The organism is Streptomyces niphimycinicus (assembly GCF_018883605.1).
Taxonomy (GTDB): Bacteria; Actinomycetota; Actinomycetes; order Streptomycetales; family Streptomycetaceae; genus Streptomyces; species Streptomyces niphimycinicus.
Window position 1 is genome coordinate 1 of record NZ_JAHLEM010000075.1, and the last position, 18,506, is coordinate 18,506.

Annotated in this window: 16 protein-coding genes and 6 pseudogenes; 12 read left to right on the top strand and 10 right to left on the bottom strand. The window is 69.3% G+C overall.

Annotated elements, in window-relative coordinates; genetic code table 11:
* From KN815_RS52700 to KN815_RS50160, 3 pseudogenes are all read right to left on the bottom strand, one after another.
* A pseudogene (locus KN815_RS52700) lies at positions 1 to 411 on the bottom strand (glycoside hydrolase family 27 protein); the annotation flags it as partial.
* 30 nt (positions 412 to 441) lie between these two features.
* A pseudogene (locus KN815_RS09045) lies at positions 442 to 1,368 on the bottom strand (glycoside hydrolase family 27 protein); the annotation flags it as partial.
* A gap of 280 nt (positions 1,369 to 1,648) precedes the next feature.
* Positions 1,649 to 1,747 (bottom strand): annotated as a pseudogene (locus KN815_RS50160) (short-chain dehydrogenase/reductase); the annotation flags it as partial.
* Between the two features lie 368 nt (positions 1,748 to 2,115).
* Here KN815_RS50160 and KN815_RS52540 point away from each other — a divergent pair.
* Positions 2,116 to 2,264: pseudogene (locus KN815_RS52540) on the top strand (IS701 family transposase); the annotation flags it as partial.
* A 163-nt stretch (positions 2,265 to 2,427) separates the two neighbouring features.
* On the opposite strand, the gene KN815_RS09050 reads toward KN815_RS52540, so the two are convergent.
* From KN815_RS09050 to KN815_RS09060, 3 genes and pseudogenes are all read right to left on the bottom strand, one after another.
* Positions 2,428 to 3,567 (bottom strand): GDSL-type esterase/lipase family protein, encoded by a 1,140-nt coding sequence (locus KN815_RS09050; RefSeq protein ID WP_216341270.1) that lies wholly within the window; start codon positions 3,565 to 3,567, stop codon positions 2,428 to 2,430.
* 230 nt (positions 3,568 to 3,797) lie between these two features.
* Positions 3,798 to 4,160: pseudogene (locus KN815_RS09055) on the bottom strand (IS701 family transposase); the annotation flags it as partial.
* Positions 4,161 to 4,216: 56 nt separating this feature from the next.
* Positions 4,217 to 4,966: an SDR family NAD(P)-dependent oxidoreductase gene (locus tag KN815_RS09060; protein ID WP_216341238.1), complete on the bottom strand. Its 750-nt coding sequence runs from the start codon at positions 4,964 to 4,966 to the stop codon at positions 4,217 to 4,219.
* 127 nt (positions 4,967 to 5,093) lie between these two features.
* Here KN815_RS09060 and KN815_RS09065 point away from each other — a divergent pair, with 127 nt between their 5' ends.
* On the top strand, positions 5,094 to 5,528 hold the full coding sequence (locus tag KN815_RS09065) for an Rrf2 family transcriptional regulator (RefSeq protein WP_216341239.1): 435 nt from the start codon (positions 5,094 to 5,096) through the stop codon (positions 5,526 to 5,528).
* A 361-nt stretch (positions 5,529 to 5,889) separates the two neighbouring features.
* Complete coding sequence (locus tag KN815_RS09070; protein ID WP_216341240.1) at positions 5,890 to 6,480, top strand: TetR/AcrR family transcriptional regulator; 591 nt, start codon at positions 5,890 to 5,892, stop codon at positions 6,478 to 6,480.
* 241 nt (positions 6,481 to 6,721) lie between these two features.
* Here the strand turns inward: KN815_RS09070 and KN815_RS09075 are convergent, their stop codons facing one another.
* Entirely contained in the window at positions 6,722 to 7,603 is an 882-nt protein-coding gene (locus KN815_RS09075) for an SDR family oxidoreductase (protein WP_216341241.1), read from the bottom strand.
* A gap of 53 nt (positions 7,604 to 7,656) precedes the next feature.
* Here KN815_RS09075 and KN815_RS09080 point away from each other — a divergent pair, with 53 nt between their 5' ends.
* From KN815_RS09080 to KN815_RS09120, 9 genes are all read left to right on the top strand, one after another.
* A complete protein-coding gene (locus KN815_RS09080) occupies positions 7,657 to 8,235 on the top strand; it encodes a TetR/AcrR family transcriptional regulator (protein ID WP_216341242.1) in 579 nt (192 codons plus the stop codon).
* Between the two features lie 161 nt (positions 8,236 to 8,396).
* On the top strand, positions 8,397 to 8,843 hold the full coding sequence (locus KN815_RS09085; protein ID WP_253208850.1) for a LysR family transcriptional regulator substrate-binding protein: 447 nt from the start codon (positions 8,397 to 8,399) through the stop codon (positions 8,841 to 8,843).
* A gap of 697 nt (positions 8,844 to 9,540) precedes the next feature.
* On the top strand, positions 9,541 to 9,864 hold the full coding sequence (locus tag KN815_RS09090; protein WP_216341243.1) for a hypothetical protein: 324 nt from the start codon (positions 9,541 to 9,543) through the stop codon (positions 9,862 to 9,864).
* Entirely contained in the window at positions 9,861 to 10,565 is a 705-nt protein-coding gene (locus tag KN815_RS09095; RefSeq protein WP_216341244.1) for a hypothetical protein, read from the top strand. Before KN815_RS09090 ends, KN815_RS09095 begins: the two co-directional genes overlap by 4 nt.
* Positions 10,566 to 10,658: 93 nt before the next feature.
* A complete protein-coding gene (locus KN815_RS09100) occupies positions 10,659 to 11,315 on the top strand; it encodes a hypothetical protein (RefSeq protein WP_216341245.1) in 657 nt (218 codons plus the stop codon).
* Between the two features lie 42 nt (positions 11,316 to 11,357).
* Positions 11,358 to 12,527 carry a DUF262 domain-containing protein gene (locus tag KN815_RS09105; RefSeq protein WP_216341246.1) on the top strand — a complete coding sequence of 390 codons (1,170 nt, stop codon included), beginning with the start codon at positions 11,358 to 11,360 and terminating at the stop codon, positions 12,525 to 12,527.
* Positions 12,524 to 13,636: an AAA family ATPase gene (locus KN815_RS09110; RefSeq protein WP_216341247.1), complete on the top strand. Its 1,113-nt coding sequence runs from the start codon at positions 12,524 to 12,526 to the stop codon at positions 13,634 to 13,636. Before KN815_RS09105 ends, KN815_RS09110 begins: the two co-directional genes overlap by 4 nt.
* A complete protein-coding gene (locus KN815_RS09115; protein WP_216341248.1) occupies positions 13,614 to 14,591 on the top strand; it encodes a hypothetical protein in 978 nt (325 codons plus the stop codon). Before KN815_RS09110 ends, KN815_RS09115 begins: the two co-directional genes overlap by 23 nt.
* Before the next feature lie 368 nt (positions 14,592 to 14,959).
* A complete protein-coding gene (locus KN815_RS09120) occupies positions 14,960 to 15,346 on the top strand; it encodes a hypothetical protein (protein WP_216341249.1) in 387 nt (128 codons plus the stop codon).
* 131 nt (positions 15,347 to 15,477) lie between these two features.
* Here KN815_RS09120 and KN815_RS09125 read toward each other — a convergent pair whose 3' ends face one another.
* The 3 genes and pseudogenes from KN815_RS09125 to KN815_RS09135 all read right to left on the bottom strand — a co-directional run bounded on the left by KN815_RS09125 (position 15,478) and on the right by KN815_RS09135 (position 18,501).
* Entirely contained in the window at positions 15,478 to 17,007 is a 1,530-nt protein-coding gene (locus tag KN815_RS09125) for a helix-turn-helix domain-containing protein (protein WP_216341250.1), read from the bottom strand.
* A 137-nt stretch (positions 17,008 to 17,144) separates the two neighbouring features.
* A pseudogene (locus KN815_RS09130) lies at positions 17,145 to 17,486 on the bottom strand (Uma2 family endonuclease); the annotation flags it as partial.
* Positions 17,487 to 17,601: 115 nt separating this feature from the next.
* A complete protein-coding gene (locus KN815_RS09135; protein WP_216341251.1) occupies positions 17,602 to 18,501 on the bottom strand; it encodes a LysR family transcriptional regulator in 900 nt (299 codons plus the stop codon).
* Between the last annotated feature and the right edge of the window lie 5 nt (positions 18,502 to 18,506).

Below are 18,506 nucleotides of genomic sequence, written 5' to 3' on the forward strand. Positions count from 1 at the left end.
GAGCCGCGCCGGGCCGCCGAGGTCCCGCGTCCTGCCGTCCGCCCGCTGGACGAGCGAGCCGCCCGGCCCCCGGAAGAACGTGCTGAGCGCCTCGCCATCGCGTACGACGGCCGGGCTCGCCGTGGCCTTCGCGCCCAGGCCGGCACCGGGGAGGGCGTCCGCACCGGTGAGCCTGAGGAACGCGGTGCCATGCGCCGGTACCTCGACGGTGTACGACCCGGTGTGCGTCCCACGGTCGGCCCGCGCCCGCAGATCACGGACCGCGACCGCGCCGCCCAGTGCCACATCGGAGAAGTTCACGGTGCGCTCGACGGTCCGGTCCGAGCGGTTGAGCAGGACGACCGCGCGCCGGCCGTGCCCCGAGAGCACCTTGCTGTAGACATCGCCGACGGAGTCGGTGGCCACCCGCACGCCCTGGACGGCCAGCGGGTCCTGGTCGACCGCGATGATCTCCGGGTTGCGCAGCGTCCGGAGCATCGAGTCGGACAGCGTTCGCGGGTCGGAGCCCAGCACGAGCGGCGAACCCATCTCCGCCCACATCACGAACTGCGTGGTGGACTCCTCCTCCGTCAGCTCGTACGACCCGTCGGTCATGCGGCGCATCGGGATCAGATAGTCCGGGTCGTTGTAGTGGCCGGGCCCCTGGGCCTCGGGGTGCCAGGCGTTGGCGTCCATATTGCGCAGCACATTGGGCCACTGGCCGGGGCTCGGCGTGCCCCAGGCGATATCGGTGCCGGTGCGCCAGGAGTCGGCGGCCGTCGGGCCGTAGGCGTAGGCGTTGTGCGCGTCCTGCTCGGGGGTGTGCGGCAGGCCCCAGTCGTCGGTGAGCGGGTTGCACAGATTCAGCAGCATCCGGCGTCCGGACTTCGCCACCGCGTCGCCGAACTCCTTGAACACCGGCCCCGGGTCGAGCATCTCGCCGATGCCGCACAGGAAGTCGACCTTGATCGCGTCGATCTTCCAGTCGGCGAACTGCCGTGCGTCCTCGGTGTAGTGGCCACGGCTGCCGAGGCCACAGTTCTAGCCGCCGTCGTAGGTGCCCGCGTCGGTGTAGATCCCGGCCCGCAGACCGCGTTGATGCAGGTAGGAGACGAGGGCCGGAATACCGGACGGGAACCGCTCCGGATGCGCCGCCAACCGCCCCTGGGCGTCCCGGGGGTCACCGGCCTGCCAGCCGCCGTCCAGCCACACGATGTCGTATCCACTGTCGCGCAGCCCGCTGCCGACCAGCCGGTCGGCGACCGCGCGCACCTCCTTCTCGGTGGGCGCCCCCAGCCCGTAGTAGGTGTTCCACCCCATATAGGGCGTCGGGGCGAGCCCGCTGTCGTAGTAGTCGGGCGCCCCTTGGTCCACGGCGGGGGCGGCCATGGCCACCGGGGTCGCGGTCGTGGCCAGGACCAGGGCGATCGCGGTCGCGACGGCGCCGCGGATGAGCGTTCGGTGGCGGGGTCTGTGCGCGGGTGGATGTGAAGACACGCGCCTCTCCGAAGGGTTGGGAAGCAGGAGGAGACATGACGCGGCCGCCCTCGGACGGGCGTCGACGGCGTCACGGCGAAGACTGTGGCCCGCACCCGAAACCCTGTCAAGAATTATTCCTAATTTATTTAAACAGCCCTCCGGCGGGCGCCCGCCTTCCGACTGCCGCCCCGCGCCCGGCCGCGACCACCCGGTCCCCTTGAGCAAGTGCGGCGGCGGTCAGCTCCCGGCCGAAGCCACGCGAGGCACCGGTGATAAACCAAACAGTCATGAATGCTCCCCAAAGGTGGAATTCTCGGGTGAGGCTCTCTCGGAGCGCCCTCCGGGGAGCGATCCCGCGCTCCGCCATCACCTCAACCCCTTCGAAGAGGTCTCGCCGTCATGCCCTGACCCTCCCCAGGCTAGGCAGGGCACTCAGCATCTGGGTGGCTCCGCCACTCCCACCTTCGCCCAAGTAATTCGGAAGTCCTATGGGAGCTATTCGGAAGTGTATGTTTTCAGGCTTCGGATTTCGTCGGCCTCACCATGTCGCCGGCGTAGTGGTTCACGGGGCCGCCGCTTCCGTCTCCGCTTCCGCTTCCGCCTCCGCGGCGCGGGCGAGGAGTTCGACCCATTCCTGGTGATCGTGTGGTGCCGGGGCGCGAGCGGGCGCTGGACTACCTCCATGGGCTGGTCGCGCCGCTGGAGAACCTGAACGGCTGGACCCTGTCCGGGCAGGTCGGGCAGATGCGTCCCGATGGTGTCCAGCGTCTGCTCAACTCTCTGACTGGGACGAGGAAGGATCCAGACCGGGCGGCGCCCGCGACAACGTCGCCCTCGTCGTCGTCCGTCTGTGACCGTCCGCCGATGACCGCGGCCCCGTCGGCCCCTCAGCGCCTCGTCACGGAACTGCAACGCCACGGTCTACCGGGCTCCGGACCCACACCCAGCGCGGGCCCGGAGCCAGGGTGGTCAGGCGAACGGACCGCCGTCCGCAAAGGCGTGTGCGGCGAACCGCTTGCCCATCCGGCGGTACGCGGCGGCGGTGGGATGCAGGCCATCGGGCAGGTCGGCCACCTCGTCGGGCCCGAGCAGTTCGCGTCCGTCGAGATAGTGCAGATGGGGATCGTGCGCCCGCCGGGCCGCCACGATCCGGGCCAGCTCGGCACGCACCAAAGTCAGCGACAAAGCCCCACCGGTCACGTCCGCCGGGTCACCCAGGGCCGTGATCTTCCCGTCCGCACCCATCGCGACCGGACCCGGACGCTCCTCGAACGTCGGACAGCTCACCGGGGAGATCAGCAGCAGCGGGGTCTCCGGGTGCCCCTCCCGGATCGTGTCGAGAAATCCGTGCACCGCCGGGCCGAACGACCGCTGCCGAAAGGCGGCCAGGCCCACGATGTTGATTCCCACCTTGAGGCTGATCAGGTCAGCCGGAAGATCGCGGATCGTCCGGGCGACATAGGGATCCAGCATCTCGTTGCCCGCCTGGCCGAGATTGATCACCTCCACTCCCCCGAGCGTTGCCGCCACCACCGGCCAGGTGCCGGTCGGGCCGTCGGCCTCCAGGCAGTGGCTGATGGAACTGCCGTAGTGCACCCAGCGGCGTCGCCCGTCCGGCAGTGGCGCCAACACCTTGCCGTCGGCTCGCAGGCCCACCAGTTCCGTGGGGGTCTGCTGCGGCAGCCACAGCTCGACCTGCTTCATGCCGGCCGGCAGCCCGCCGAACCGGACAGTCCCCGGTTTGCCCGGGATCAGTCGCTGCTCGGCCCCGGGGCCCGCCATCCGCAGCACGTTGCCCAGCGGCGCCTGCTGCCGCCCGAACGGCACGCCGTCCACCAGGAGTTCCATCATCCCGGTCGGGCGGGGTTGAGGTTCGGTGTCGAGCTGCCCCGTGGAGGTGAGTACGTCCAACTCCACCTCGCGCGCGTCGGTACGGAACACCAGCCGCACCCCCGAGGGCATCAGGGTCACCCCGTAGACCGAGGGATCCTGATACTGCACCTTGGTCCACGCCGGCAGCCGACGCGGCATCACCCCCGCCTCCGTGGTCTCCAGATCCAATGCACCCCGTAACTCCACTGGTCCGCCGACCAGCGGCACCGCCGTCATTCCCACCGTCACCGCTGCTGCTCCTTACGTCACCTGATAGATCGTCCGGCATAGCCATGCCTGGCACCGGCACACCAACCAGTGGGGGAACAACCACGACCAACGCCCCTTCGCAGCCTAGTGCTGCAACCGCATCTGGAGGTTGTGGCCTCGGCGTTTGTAGTGGGAACGGCGGGCTCGTGCCTGGCTGCGTCTGCGGGCGGCGACTTTGACCAGGTCTTTCAGAGCGTGTGTTTGACCTGCCCGTATGCCTCGTCCGCGGTCACCCACGCGAAGGGCACCCCGGCATCGACGGCGCGTTGCAGCATGAGCCTGAAGTGCTCGTTCTTGGTCGCGAAGCCGATCTCGTCGTCGATACCGGCACCCCGGCAGCGGTCCCGGTCATCGGTCCAGGAGACCGGGAGACAGAGCTCGCGGTCGATCAATGCCCGCCCCCTGGTCGAGGCGTAGGCCAGGAAGGTTCCGATCTGGCAGTTCTCCCGGCGGCCAGCGGTGCAGGTGTACTGCCGCTGGACGCCGGCCGACCTGCCGCCCTTTTTCAGGAAACCGGTGTCGTCACAGATCAGGACACCGTCCGGGTTACCGATCGTTTCCCACGACGCGCCCCGAGGGCGCGATGTCCTTCGGGGCGCGCGGCAGGGGTTCCGGTTCAGGCGTTGTAGCCACCGTGGGCGTCCAGCACCGCGCCCGTGACGTACGACGCGGCGGGGCTGGCCAGAAAGGCGATCGCTGCGGCGATTTCTCGGGAGTGGCCAACGCGTTGCAGGGACAGAGAGCTGACCAGGGCCTCGAGGGTCTCGGGGTCCGGCGTTTCCATGCCGTCCTCCATCAGTCCGGCCTCCACGACGTTGGCCGTGATGTTCCGGGGCCCGAGGTCCCGTGCGGCCCCCATGGTGTACCTCTCGATCCCTGACTTGGTCGCCGAGTAGTCGGCAACTCCCCGGACCCCGACCCGGGAGCCCAGTCCGGAACTCACCGTGATGATGCGGCCGCTTGCGCGCAGCACTCGGGAGGCGGCCCGGATGATGGCGATCACGCCGAGGTAGTTGGTGGCGTGCATCCGGTCCAGTGCGGCGGTGTCGGCGTCCGGGTCGTCCACCGTGCCGGCCACGGAGATCGCCGCGTTGTTGACGAGGATGTCCAGGCCGCCGAAATGCGCCACCACGTCATCGATCAGCGCCGGCGCCTGGCTCATGTCCGCCTGGTCGGACTTGAAGGCGACGGCCTTCGCTCCCTTGCCGCGCACCTCGTCGACGACAGCCTGCGCCTGCTTCTCGGAGCTGACAAAGGTGAAGGCGACGTCGGCGCCCTGCTCGGCCAGCAGTCGTACGGTCGCGGCTCCGAGTCCGCGCGACCCCCCGGTGACCAGGGCGACCTTGCCCGTGAGTGGCTTGCTCATTCTTCTCACCTCGTTGATTGGTCCTTCCCGACAGTCGCAACGCTAATTGTTACGACAGCTTGTTGCAACCTTCGCTGTTACGACTGCGTTGTCGTAACATAAAGCGTTGCGGCCAGAGGAGGGGTTCATGAGTGCCAACAGCAGGTTGACCATCGCCGCCCACGCGCTGGCCTGGATCGGTCTCTACCAGCGCCAGGGCCATGAGGTCGCCACCTCCGAGCAGATTGCGACCAGCGCGAACACCAACCCCGTGGTGATCAGGCGGCTGCTCGGCGAGCTGCGCAGGGCGGGGCTCGTGGAGTCCCGGCGGGGCGTGGGCGCGGGCTGGTCGCTGGCGCGCGAGCTGGGGTCGATGACCCTGCTCGACGTGTACGAGGCGGTGGAACCCGGCCCGCTGTTCGCGATGCACCGCACCACCCCGGACCAGGAGTGCGTGGTGGGTTACGGCATCCAGCCGGCGATGCAGGGCATCTACGAGGACATCGAGGAGACCCTGAGGCACGAGCTGGCCCGCGTCACGCTCGCGAACGTACTGCGGGACGTACTCGCGGCACCTCGTTAGCCTCCCCGTCCTGGCGGCGCCTGGAGCGGTGGCATCCCGCCCGTGGCCGGGTGGCCCGGCCGCCCGCGCCGCCACCCCGGCTCACTCTTCGGCGGCAAGGGCTACGGCTCCAACCCCAACCGGAGGGAACTGCGCAAGCGGCGGATCCTGTCGGTCATTTCCCGCAAGCGGCCGTGTCGGGTGCGGGTGTGCGGAGCTGCCTTTCGGTTGCGATGAGCGCCGTGTCCATGGGGGAATACATGCGTCGCCGGCGCAGGTCCGACGACATGAGCCACCGGATACGCGGTTATGCGGAGCGACGTTCCGAATATATGGAGCGCCGTTCCGCTTGGCAAGTGCGGTCGTAGGACAGGAGTGCCCCGTGAGTGAAGGCGACAAGCCGTTGTCGACCACGCCGAGCTCGGCCAAGCGCGCCGATGCCCGGCGGAACGAGCGGGCTCTGCTCGATGCCGCGGCGTCGGTGTTCGTCACGGACGGAGTGGACGCGCCGGTGCGCCGGATCGCCGCCGCGGCGGGTGTCGGCATGGGCACGATCTACCGGCACTTCCCCACGCGCGCGGACCTCGTCGTGGCCGTGTATCGGCACCAGGTCGACACCTGCGCCGAAGCCGGGCCCACCCTGCTGGCGACGGCGGCGTCGCCGTTCGCCGCGCTGCGTCAATGGGTGGATCTCTTCGTGGACTTCCTGGCGACCAAGCACGGGCTCGCCGCCGCCATGCGCAACGACCCCGACGGCTTCAGCGCCCTGCACGCGCTGTTCATCGAGCGCCTCGTGCCGGCTCTCGCCGATATCCTCGGCGCCGCCCGGGAGACGGGCGAGGTCACGGCCGATATCACCCCCTACCAGTTGATCCGCGCGATCGGCGATATCTGTGCGGGCGGCGAGAGGGTCGATCCGGAGTACGACGCGCGCCTCACCATTCGGCTGCTGCTCGACGGATGCCGGAGCTAGGTGCTCCGCTGGAAGTGTCGCGATGCGTCGTCGGCCGGCTGCGGTGCCGTCGTGGCTGGTCGTGCCCACGTGGCGGAGCCGCACAGCGGCACAGCCCCGCGCCCCTTCGGGGCGCCGCCCGAACCGTAGCGGACTTCCTCCGGCCTGCCGAGCGGCCGGGTCGCCGGGGTCCGGCGGCGAGGGCCTCCCGCTCCCGGTGCGAGCGCCGGCAGCGGGCCCGGCCGGTCTTCCCGGCCGCCGGTCAGGGCTGGATGTTCTCCAGGTCCTCCAGAAGGGACGGGTGCTTCGGCTCCCAGCCGAGCTCCTGTCGGGTGTGAGTGCTGGACGAGGGCTGGTCGGTCGCGAAGATCGGGCCGAGCGGGCCGTACGTCTCCGATGACACCGACTCGACCGGCAGGTCCAGCCGCCGGCCGATGACCGCGGCGATATCCCGGACCCTGTCTCCCTCGTCGGCCACGGCGTGCCAGGCGCTACCGGCCGGCGCCCGCTCCAGGGCGAGCCGGAAGAGGGCCGCCGTGTCGAGCGCGTGCACGGCGGGCCAGCGCTGTGTGCCGTCTCCCGCGTAGCCGGAGATGCCGGTGCTGCGTGCGATGTTGGTCAGCAGACCGGCGAACCCGCCCGCGCCCTCGTTGTGAACCGTGCGCGGCAGGCGTACGGCCGCGCTCCGGACCCCGCGCGAGGCCAGGCCCAGGGCCGCCGTGACCGCGCGACCGCGACCACCGACCGGCCCCTCGGTCATGAGCGGGTCGGCCTCGGTGGAGGCGCGGCCCGGCACATGGGGCGTACCCGAGGCGGTGACGAAGGGGCGGTCGCTGCCGACGAGCTCCTCGCCGAGGGCCGCGATGGCGGCACTCTCCTCGGCGACCGCCTTCGCGAGGGCCTCGGGGCTGCTGAAGTCGTTGGCGAACGCGAGGTGGATCACCCCGTCGGCCTGCGCTGCGCCGGCGCGAAGGACGTCCAGGTCGGCGAGGGCTCCCCGGAGCGGCTCGGCGCCGGCCGCCTCGGCGGCCAGTGCGGACGCGTCGGAGCGGGCGAGTGCGAGGACGGTATGGCCGCTGCCGAGCAGCTCGGCGACGACGGCGGATCCGATCAAGCCGGTGCCACCGGTGACAAAGACGCGCATGGAAATTCTCCCGCGAGTGATGGGACAAGAGTCCCATCACCTATGATGGGGCCATGGGCAGGTGGGAACCAGGGGCGCGCGAACGCCTCGTCGTGGCCGCGGTCGACCTGTTCACCGAGCAGGGGTACGACGCCACGACGGTCGCGCAGATCGCCGAGCGCGCCGGGGTCACCAAAAGCACGTTCTTCCGGCACTTCCCCGATAAGCGCGAGCTGCTGGTGGCCGGACAGGAGACGCTGAGCCGGCTGCTGGCCGAGGGGATCGCCGAGGCGCCCGACGGCGCCAGCCCGCTCGAGGCGGTCGCTTCCGGTCTCGAGCGCGCCTCGACCGCGATGGGCCCCGTCAACCGGGACTTCGCCCCTCGTCTGAAGGCGGCCATCGCCTCCAGCGCCGAGCTTCAAGAGCGTGACGCCCTCAAAAGCGTCAGCCTGGCGGCCGCGATGACGACCGCTCTGGTCGCCCGGGGCGTACCCGATCCGACCGCGGCTCTCGCGGGCGAACTGGGCCTTCTCGCCTTCAAGCGGGGGTACGCCGAATGGTCCGAGGGCGACCGCGACGGCAAGGACGAGCTCGCCGGGTACGCCCTGGCGGCCCTGGACGAACTGCGTGCGGCGAGCGCGTCGCTGGGCTGACCGGACCGACAGCCTCACGGTCTTGTCCTGCCCGCCATCCCGGCCTGGTGGACGCCGGCCCGGCGGGCGCCGGGCCGGCGTCACGCGCCGGATGTACGGCAGCGGCGGGCCCGGGCGCAGACGGGCGATCGAGGCAGCCGCCTCCGCGGTGCGGTCGGCACGTGCGGCGGGCGGCGCCCAGCGGCCACCCGCCGGCCCGGCGACCGGCCGTACGCCTTGAGGACCTTGAAGGCGCGCCGCTCGTTCACCTCGCACCGGACAACGGCCTCGGCGCCTGGCTCGACCAGTCCTTCGCCCGCGCCGGAGTCCGCCTGGAGACGGTGATGAGGACTTCGGTGACCACCGCCGCACCACAGCTCGCGGCCGCCGGTCCGGGAATCGCCGTATGCCCCGTGAGCGCGGTCGGCGACGGCTTTCCGGGCGCCGTGCGGCCGTTCTCGCCGCGGTGGATCAGGCAGTTGGTGGCGGTGACGGCCGGGGAACCGGATCCGCTCGTCGCACGATTCATCGGCAACCTGCGCAGCCACGGCGTGCGGGTGCCGCGCGGTGTGCGGACTCAGCTCGCGGCGGGTGGTGCGCCGACCGGGGCGCCGGGGCCGTCCTCCTGACCCTCGCCGCACGACCAACGCGGCAGTCCCACGGCGGCCGCCGCACCTCCTCCTCCTGACGTGCTGCCTCGCAGGTCGGACGGGGTGCGGCGGCGGACGCGGCCTCAGATGTCGCGGAAGGGGCCAGCCAGCACCGTGCCCTGCGTCGATGGGCAGTTGCGGGTCGCTGAACTGGGCGAATGGTCTTTCGACTGTTGCACGATCGTGCTCATTGATGCGGCCGGGAGTCCCAGAAATGTCCCAGGTGACTCCTACTTCTGAAGCCGGCCTTTCGGCTCTGTCCGACTCATGCGGGTGCGGTGTGGGCTGGTTCCGCGTGCGTCAGCGGCTCGGGCGGCTGTCCTGTCGAGCGTCGAGTGAGTGCGATTTCCGCAGGCCGGCAGACGGTGCCACGCTCCCCGCGTCGCTATCGAGGCCGTCGCCCCTGTCGTCCGCCGCGTCCACCGTCATAGCCCTCGCCTCTCCCGCCGACCGTGCGACCCAACGCCCCGGACCGGCAGTCGTCACGCCGCGCATCTCGTATCGACCTCCTTCCCGTGCGTACAGAACCACTTCACGCCAAGGAGTCATGAGGTCGTCACGCTACGCCACCGCTGTGTACTCTCCAGCCGGTTCCCCGACTCCGTCACCATGCCCAGGGACGAGTACGATTCCGGGAGCCCGGAACGGCAACCGAACTCGACGGTAGGCTCGCGCCATGCCGATCTTTGAATACCGGGGCGAGAGCGCGAACTTGAAGGTGCTGGCACGGGAGATCGGGGCGGATCCACACCTCGCCGGAACGTGCTCCCTCACTCTCACGCCGCTGCGCCAGGACAGGCGCGACTCTTTACGTCACGCGAACTGGGCGGAGATCTCCGTCTCGGTCGCCTCTGGACTGGCCACGAACGCGGTGTACGACGCCCTGAAGGTCTTGGTCGAGCGGGCACGTGACCGTGGCCCCGTGGACGAGGTGACCACGCGTCCGGAGGGCGGAAGCGGCGAGGAGACGGACGGCACCGAAGGAGCGGCGGAGCGGTGACTGTCCACTCGCCGCGCCTGCGGAACAGCAGCGGCGCAGAGCTGAACCTGCGCAGCCAGATCCTCTTCCAAGACCCGACCCGCACCCGTACCCAAGACCTCGTCACGGCGGTCGGCTCCTGGCACAAGACTTACGTCCACGAGAGCAGCCACTGGGCGCGGTACCACGGATCCACCGTCGGCATCCTGCTGAGCCTGCTGCGGCGATCGAGGGACGGGCTGGCCGCGCACACGATCTCTCGCTTGAGCCGGCAGCAATCGGGGGACCTTTACGAGAGCCGGACCAGCGGACGACCCTTCCTCTCCTTCGGGCGCTACCCCAGACACACCGGCGGAGAGCTGAGATATAACGAGCTGGACTGGCTCAATCTCTACTACTCCTACTACCTTCTGCTGGATCCTGAGGGCCTGACAGAGTTCGATTTCACGACCTGGGACACACGGGCTGCGTTCGAGAACTCGTTGCAGGACACCTGGCGCCAGAGCGCGGGCGTGGAGATGGCCGAGCGTCCCGAGGACACGCCTGTCAGCGTTACGGGGCCCCTGAAGCTCGTACACACCTCCGAGGGGCCGCTCACCACCCGAATCCTGTTCGAGTGCGCGGCGGTGATCGACGAGCTCGTTCAGTTCGAGGGCGTTTTCATGCGCATGACCGACCCGACGCTGCGTGAGTTCCTGCACGAGGAGATGAGCGGCGAGTAGTACGGGCTTCCGTGGCGTCTGGCGAGTGCTCTGGCGGGACGAGACCTCGGCGGGAGTGTCGTCCTGGCCCTCATCGACTTCGCGCTGAACCCGGTGGTGCCGGGCCTGACCTCCGACGCCCCGTCCGTCGACTGGAGGGAGCTGTACCCTCCCTACCGCTTCGCGGCGGCGGCGAAGGCGATGGCGAACTGGGAAAGCGACCTGGAGTTCCAGTATCCGAGTCATGAGCTGACGGCTCACTTTCAGCACACGCTGGCCGAGCGCAGCGGGCTGCGGATGGGACGTGTGGTGTCCCGCCAGTCCGGCCTCTCCACGCTGCGGGAAGCCGCCACGAAACCCATGCACCTGGCCGAGCGAACCCCTGCCGTCTCCCTCATGTGCGCCTCACACCTGCTTGACCTCCGCGAGGAGGACGTCTGCTCACTTTCCCACTACGGCGTCAACTTCCTGGGCGACCGGGCGGTCAGGTTCGTCGACCCCGACCGGGACATGTGGTGGCTGTTCCCCGTCTTCCAGGTGAGCCGGGGTGAGTACCGGTGGCCGGCGGAGCACGTGAACCTCGACGAGGCCACGGACCTTCTGCTGGGCGCCGCCGTGGCATCGGCGTACGACGACGTCCTGCACGGCACCGGCCCTCTTGCCTCCGATCACCTTCCCCGTGCCCTTTTTGAGGACCGCGGGGAGGTCGATGCGCTGAACAAGGTCCTCAAGGATTCCACGGGGTTGGACATGGGCTGGGGCCGTGCCTGATTCCCCACGCGTATGAGGGAGTCGCCCGGCTACGATCGCCCCATGACGACCTCGGACATCCCAGAGCCGCCGAAGATCACGGAGGAGCACTTCCTCGACACGGGTACCGGAGTCGAGGCGGAGACCGAGGTGGAGGACGCGCCACCGGAGATCGCCCGGCCGTGGAATCCGGAACAGATCCGGGTCAACACCAAGCAGTTCTCGCTGCGTAACGCCCTGGACATGATCGAGGACGGGTCCCTGGAACTGGCCCCCGACTTCCAGCGCGGCATCGTATGGAAACCGGTGCAGAAGTCCCGGCTCATCGAGTCGGTGCTCCTACAGATCCCGCTTCCTGCCTTCTACTTCGCCGAGGACACCGACGGGCTCATGCGCGTGGTCGACGGCCTCCAGCGTCTGTCGACCATCCGCGACTTCGTCCGCGGAGGAGACGAGCGCGGATTCGAGCTGAAGGGCCTGGAGTACCTCCAGAGCGCGGTGGAGGGCAAGCGTTTCGAGGACCTTCCCGCCCCGTGGAAGCGGCGCATCTACAACACCCAGATCGTCACGAACGTCATCGACCCGACGACGCCGTCGGATGTCATGTACGACATCTTCAAGCGCATCAACACGGGCGGTACGCCGCTGAACGCGCAGGAGATCCGACACTGCATGAGCAAGGAGCGCAGTCGGGCCATCCTGCGGGTGATGACCTCCACCGTGGAGTTCAATGCGGCGACCAACAACATGGGCGGTCACATCCGGATGAACGACCGGGAGATGGCCCTGCGTTTCGCCGCATTCTGGCTGATGGGTACGGACGGCTACGCGAAGTACGCCGCCATGGACCCCTTCCTCCAGCGCACCACCATCATGTTGGACAACGTGAAGGACGTGAACGACGCCAGGGTGGGAGACCTCCATGAGGCGTTCCGCAAGGCCATGGTGAACGCCCATCTGGTCTTCGACGAGCAGGCGTTCCGTAAATGGCCGCTGGACTCGTCCGGCCGGAATCCGATCAACCGGGCACTCTTCGAGGCCTGGTCGATCACCCTCGCCAAGTACGAGACCGAAGACCTCGAACGGCGCCGCGAGGCGATCGTGGATGCCGCGCGTTTCCTGATGAAGAACGACTACCAGTACCTGGAAGCCATCACCTCCTCCACGGGTGACGTCCGCCGGGTAATGCTCCGGTTCGACGTCACTGCCCAGGCTGCGGAGGCCGGTAAGTGATCACCTCCCTGCGCGTCCGGCATTTCAAACGCTTCGCAGACGCGTCCTTTGCCTTGCGCCCTCTCACCGTCCTCACCGGACTCAACGGCACGGGGAAGAGCACCACCATCCAGAGCCTGCTGCTGACCCGCCAGCTCGCTGACGCGTCGGCCGGCCGCGTGGTACAGCTCAACGGACCCTACGGGCTCGCCCTGGGCGAGGCACACGAGGTGCTGCACCCCGACGCCCCCGACTCCACCATCGAGATCCAGATCGGCGGCGACGGCACTCAGGTGCCGAGTGTGCACCGCTTCACGGTCCCCGACGAGCAGGCGCTCTACCTGCGGGTGGCCGATGACAGCGGGCCACCACCGGCGGAACTGCGTGGCCAAGGATCCGCGTTCACCTATCTGTGCGCCGAGCGCCTCGGTCCCCGCGACCAACTCGGCGTCTCCGCCGAGCATCCCGATCTCATCGGAGTCGGTGTGCAGGGGCAGTACACCGCGCAGTTACTCGCCCTGCACGAGACCCGAGCGGTGCGTGAGCCGCTGCTCCACCCGATGACCTGGGACACCCATAACGTCACGACCTTGCGTACACAGGTGGAGACCTGGGCTTCCGACATCGTCCGTCCCATCAAGATCACTGCGCAGTGGCCGCCAGGCATCACGGCGAGCACCATCCGTTTCCAGGAACCGGGACTGCTGAGCGAGCCGATCCGCCCGGCCAACATGGGCTTCGGATTCTCCTACGCCTTGCCGGTGATCGTCGCAGGTCTCCTCACCGGTCCCGGAGACCTGCTGATCGTCGAGAACCCGGAGGCGCACCTCCATCCCGGTGGTCAGTCCAAGCTGGGCCGCTTCCTGGCCCGGGTCGCCGGAGCCGGAGCCCAGGTGATCGTGGAGACGCACAGCGACCACGTGCTCAACGGAGCTCGGCTGGCGGTGGCGGAGGAGCGGAGCCTGCGGCCCGAGGACGCGGTCGTGCACTACTTCGGCGAGGAAGAAGCCGGGTCCGCACCTATCGAGTTCACCACGAAGGGCGAACTGACCGAGTGGCCGCGGGGCTTCTTCGACCAGATCGAACAAGACCTGGGGAGGCTGGCACGTGCCAGGCGCAGGGGGCGGTGAGCCGTACCGGATCGTCGTGGACGAGTCGTCCTTCGACTTCCGGGGGCTGGCGGAGGAGCGGTTGACGGACCTGCTGGACGACTTCAGCGACACGCTGGAGGAGTTATCCGAACAGCAGGCGGTCGCCGTCTCGCCGTTGTGGATGGAGGTGGACTGCGCGGACGACCGTGAGCTCTACGACGTCCTGTACGAGGGGGAGACGCCGCGCGCCGGACGGGACGCGCGGCTGAGAATGATCCGTCTCATGGACCGCTGCCCCACCTGGGACACGGACGTGCCCGGCCTGCCCGACCACGTCGAAGTGGCGGGCGACGGCCGGGACCTCGCTTGGTCCCTCTGCTACGCCTGGTGGCGGACGCGGCAGCGGCACCACGTCGCATGCCTGGTCTTCCCGGCCGGAGACCGCCGCGGCTGGCTCCCGGTCTCCGCGATCGACGGGGCGACGGGTGAGGCGGCGACTGAGGAGGTCTTCCACCTCGTCGAGGCGCCCGCGCTGTCCGAGTTCTGGCGCTCCCTCTTCGAACGGGAGAATGTCACGGAGCAGGACTTCTTCGACCGCGCCCGCCAGAGCTTCCCCCAGCTAGTCTTTGCCGACTCCCTCTCCTTCCGCAAGTTCGACGGCACCTACGCGGAGATGCGTGACTGGGTCGTACGGCTCCTGAGCGTGGTGCACGACCACTTCGCCGACGCCTTGGCCCTGCACTCGGGGCAGCCGTACCAGGTGCAGGCGGAGCTGGGCCGTTTCGGCCTGGACCTGTCCCCGGAGAGTCCTAATACCCGATCCAAACCCTCGATCATGAAGCAGCGGGACGTCGACCACGAGGGCGAGACCTACCGCTGCGAGTGGCATGGCAAGAAGGAACGGCACCGCAATCGCGTCCACTTCAGCTTGCCCCAGCCCTGTCTCGGCGATCGCATACTCATCGGCATCTTCGTGGACCACCTGGACACCTGAGCGCGGGAGCGGGGAAGCGCGGCTCCGCACTGTGAGTACACGCCCCCGGTACCTCGTACAGCCCGGTTCGTCAGCGTGTCCTGCCTGGTCGGTGACGTGTCGCGCCCGCCACCGTGGTGGGCGTGACACATGAACTCCGCAGCATTGCGCGAGGCACCCGACAGGTCGTGTCCGCAGCCCCGCCGATCAATCCGTCCCTCTTCACCATGCGCTTCAGCTCAACCCGCCGCGGGCCCGGCTCGCGCGGCGGACGGCCGAGCACCTGCTGGACGCCTGGGGAGTGCCGTACGACTCCGAAGCGCATAACACGCTCACTCTCGTCGTGGCCGAACTGTGCGCCAACGCCGTTCAGCACGGCCACGTCCCGGATGCGGGCCGTCGCCGCACTGATCAAGGAACGCCGAGTCCTGGAGTTCCAGTGGGTGCTCCTCACTGGTGTGAGCGACGGCCGAATCCCGCACCAGCGCCTCGAGCGGTACCGGCTCACCTGCCCCGACCGGCATCGTCAGGAGGAACAGCGCACCAAGGCACGGGTGTTCGTGGCGGCCACTCACACCCGCGATGAACTCGTCGTTACTTGGAGCGGCCGCCCGAGCCGCTTCCTGCCCGAGGACGCCACTCGCAGGGCAAACAACGCGGCAGAACTTCTCTCACCCGACGGGCCCTGGCAGGGGCGGTGGCCTGACGGAGGGAGCGGCCGGAATCCTTGCAAGGCACGTGTCTTCGACCGCCATCCGGGCCAGTCGACGCGATGATCGGGCACCGGACGACCGAGGTGAGCCCGACTCCGGCCAAAAGTCCCAGAAAAGTCCCAGAGGCGCCGCCACGCCCCCTCCCGGCCTATGCCCGCGCAGGTCGGTCAGGGGGTGCGGCGGCGGACGCGGCCTCAGATGTCGCGGAAGGTCTCGATCTGGGCGCCGATCGAGTTCAGCCGCTCTGCCAGGTCCTCGTAACCCCGGTTGATGACGTACACATTGCGCAGGACCGAGGTGCCCGGCGCGGCCATCATCGCCAGCAGGACGACCACGGCGGGGCGCAGGGCGGGCGGGCACATCATCTCGGCGGAGCGCCAGCGGGTCGGGCCCTCGACCAGGACGCGGTGCGGGTCGAGCAGTTTGACGTGGGCGCCGAGCCGGTTGAGCTCGGTGAGGTAGATCGCGCGGTTGTCGTAGACCCAGTCGTGGATCAGCGTCGAGCCCTGGGCGACGGCCGTGATCGCCGCGAAGAAGGGCACGTTGTCGATGTTGACGCCGGGGAACGGCATCGGGTGGATCTTGTCGATGGGGGCCTGAAGCTTGGACGGCCGCACGGTCAGATCGACCAGCCGGGTACGGCCGTTGTCCGCCGCGTACTCCCGGCCGCGCTCGTGGTCAAGACCCATCTCCTCCAGAACGGCCAGTTCGATCTCCAGGAACTCCACCGGCACCCGGCGGATCGTCAGCTCCGACTCGGTGATGACGGCGGCGGCCAGCAGGCTCATCGCCTCGACCGGGTCCTCGGAGGGCGAGTAGTCCACGTCGCGGTCGATGTGGGCGACGCCGTGGACGGTCAGCGTCGTGGTGCCCACGCCCTCGACCTTGACGCCCAACTCCTCCAGGAAGAAGCAGAGATCCTGGACCATGTAGTTGGACGAGGCGTTGCGGATCACCGTGATGCCGTCGTGCCGGGCGGCCGCCAGCAGCGCGTTCTCGGTGACGGTGTCGCCTCGTTCGGTCAGCACGATGGCGCGGGTGGGGGCGACCGAGCGGTCGACCGCGGAGTGGTACATCCCGTCGGTGGCGGTCACTTCGAGGCCGAAGTGGCGCAAGGCGGTCATATGCGGCTGAACGGTACGGGTGCCGAGATCGCAACCGCCCGCGTAGGGAATCCGGAAGTGGTTCATCCGGTGCAGCAGCGGGCCGAGGAACATGATGACGCTGCGCGTCCGGCGGGCGGCCTCGGTGTCCATGGCCTCGAGGTCCAACTCGGCGGGCGGCACGATCTCCAGGTCGGCGCCGTCGTTGATCCAGCGGGTGCGTACGCCGATGCTGCCCAGGACCTCGAGGATCCGGTAGACCTCCTCGATCCTGGCGACTCTCCGCAGTGTCGTACGGCCCGCGTTGAGCAGTGTGGCGCACAGCAGCGCCACACACGCGTTCTTGCTCGTCTTGACGTCGATGGCACCGGACAGACGGCGGCCGCCGACCACCCGAAGGTGCATCGGGCCCGCGTAGCCGAGGGAGACGATCTCACTGTCCAGGGCCTCGCCGATCCTGGCGATCATCTCAAGGCTGATGTTCTGGTTTCCGCGCTCAATGCGGTTGACCGCACTCTGGCTTGTCCCGAGCGCCTCCGCGAGCTGGGACTGGGTCCAGCCTCGGTGTTGACGGGCGTCACGGATGAGCTTGCCGATACGTGAGAGGTAGTCGTCAGTCATGCAGAAGAGGCTATCTCACATATGAGATGCGCATGCGACCGGAGGGGGCGAAGGAGTGACGGCCGTCCGGGTGTGATTCCGCTCGGTGGCGAGTGCCATTCCGGTCAGCCGCCCGCCTCGCGGGCGGCAGCGGCCCATCAAAATGTGGAGGTGTCCAGCTCCAGGCCGAACGGCTCCGGGAGTGCGAGGGGAGTGCCGAAGGGATGGGGGCCGTCCACCTTGGTGTAGCCGAGGCTGCCGGGGACCGAATAGAGCGTGCAGGCGCGCTGCTGTCGGTCGACCAGGAGATACAGCGGGGCTCCGTACTCCGCGTAGCGGCGCCGCTTGACGATCCGGTCGGTGTCCCCGTTCGAGTCGGAGGTCACCTCGACGGCCAGGAGGGTCTGGTCGGGGAGCAGGGCTCCGGCCCCCTTGGCCAGGTCCTGGGGGACGACGGCGAGATCTGGCACAAACCAGTTGGTGGTGCCGGGAAGGTCCAGACGACGGTGCGTCGGTCGGGTATGCGGGTGATTGTGCGCTCATCGGCCCTCCGTCGGGTATCGGAACGCGAGGATCGCAGCCGATATCCGACGTGGTGGGGATCCGGGTCGCGGATCACCCATACCGGTGACGGTCCCCCGTCACCACCGCCGCCAGTGTCCGGGCCGGGCCGTCGACCGCGGGGCCGTGGAGGAGTTCGGTGCGGTGGACCAGGCGGGGGGCGATCAGGGGGGCCGTGACGATGCCGGGGGCGCCCTTGGTGGCCGGGTGGGGGAGGAGGGCCAGGCCGTGGCCCGCGGCGGTGAGGGTGACCAGGCCGCGTACATCGGTGCCCTCGTACGTCAGCGAGGCGCGGAAACCGCCGCTCCGGCTCATCGCGCGCAGTTGCGCCAGCGGCATGGCGGCGTCCGGGGCGTCCAGCCACTGGGCGTCGGCGAGGTCGGCCAGCCGCAGGCCGAGCCGGCGGGCCAGCGGGTGGCCGGTGGGCAGGGCCACCACCAGGGGGGCCTCCGCGACCGTGACCGAGGTGAGCGGACCCACCTCGGGCAGCGGCAGGGCGTCGGCGGGGGTGGCCGGGCCGTCGACCAGGCCCAGGTCCAGTGCCCCGGACGCCACCGCCGCCGGGATCTCCCGGCGGCCGAGGATCCGCAGCGAGGCCCGGATGGCCGGATGCGCCTGGCGTACCCGGTCCAGGGCCGCGGCGATCCTCGGGGTCATCGCCAGCGGCGAGGCCCCCACCACCAGCCGGGCGGCGCCGGACGCCGACAGCCGCTCGACGTCGGCCCGCGCCGCGTCCAGCCGCAGCAGCAGCGGACCGGCGTGTTCCAGCAGCCGTGCGCCCGCGCTGGTGAGCATGATCGGCCGCCGGGTCAGCAGTGACGTGCGCAGATCCGCTTCGAGGGACGCGATGTGCTCGGAGACCGCCGCCGGGGTGAAGCCCAGCTCATGGGCGGCGTCGGAGAAGGATCCGCAGCGGGCCACGGAGACGAACGTGCGGAGCAGGTGCGGGTCCATGGCAG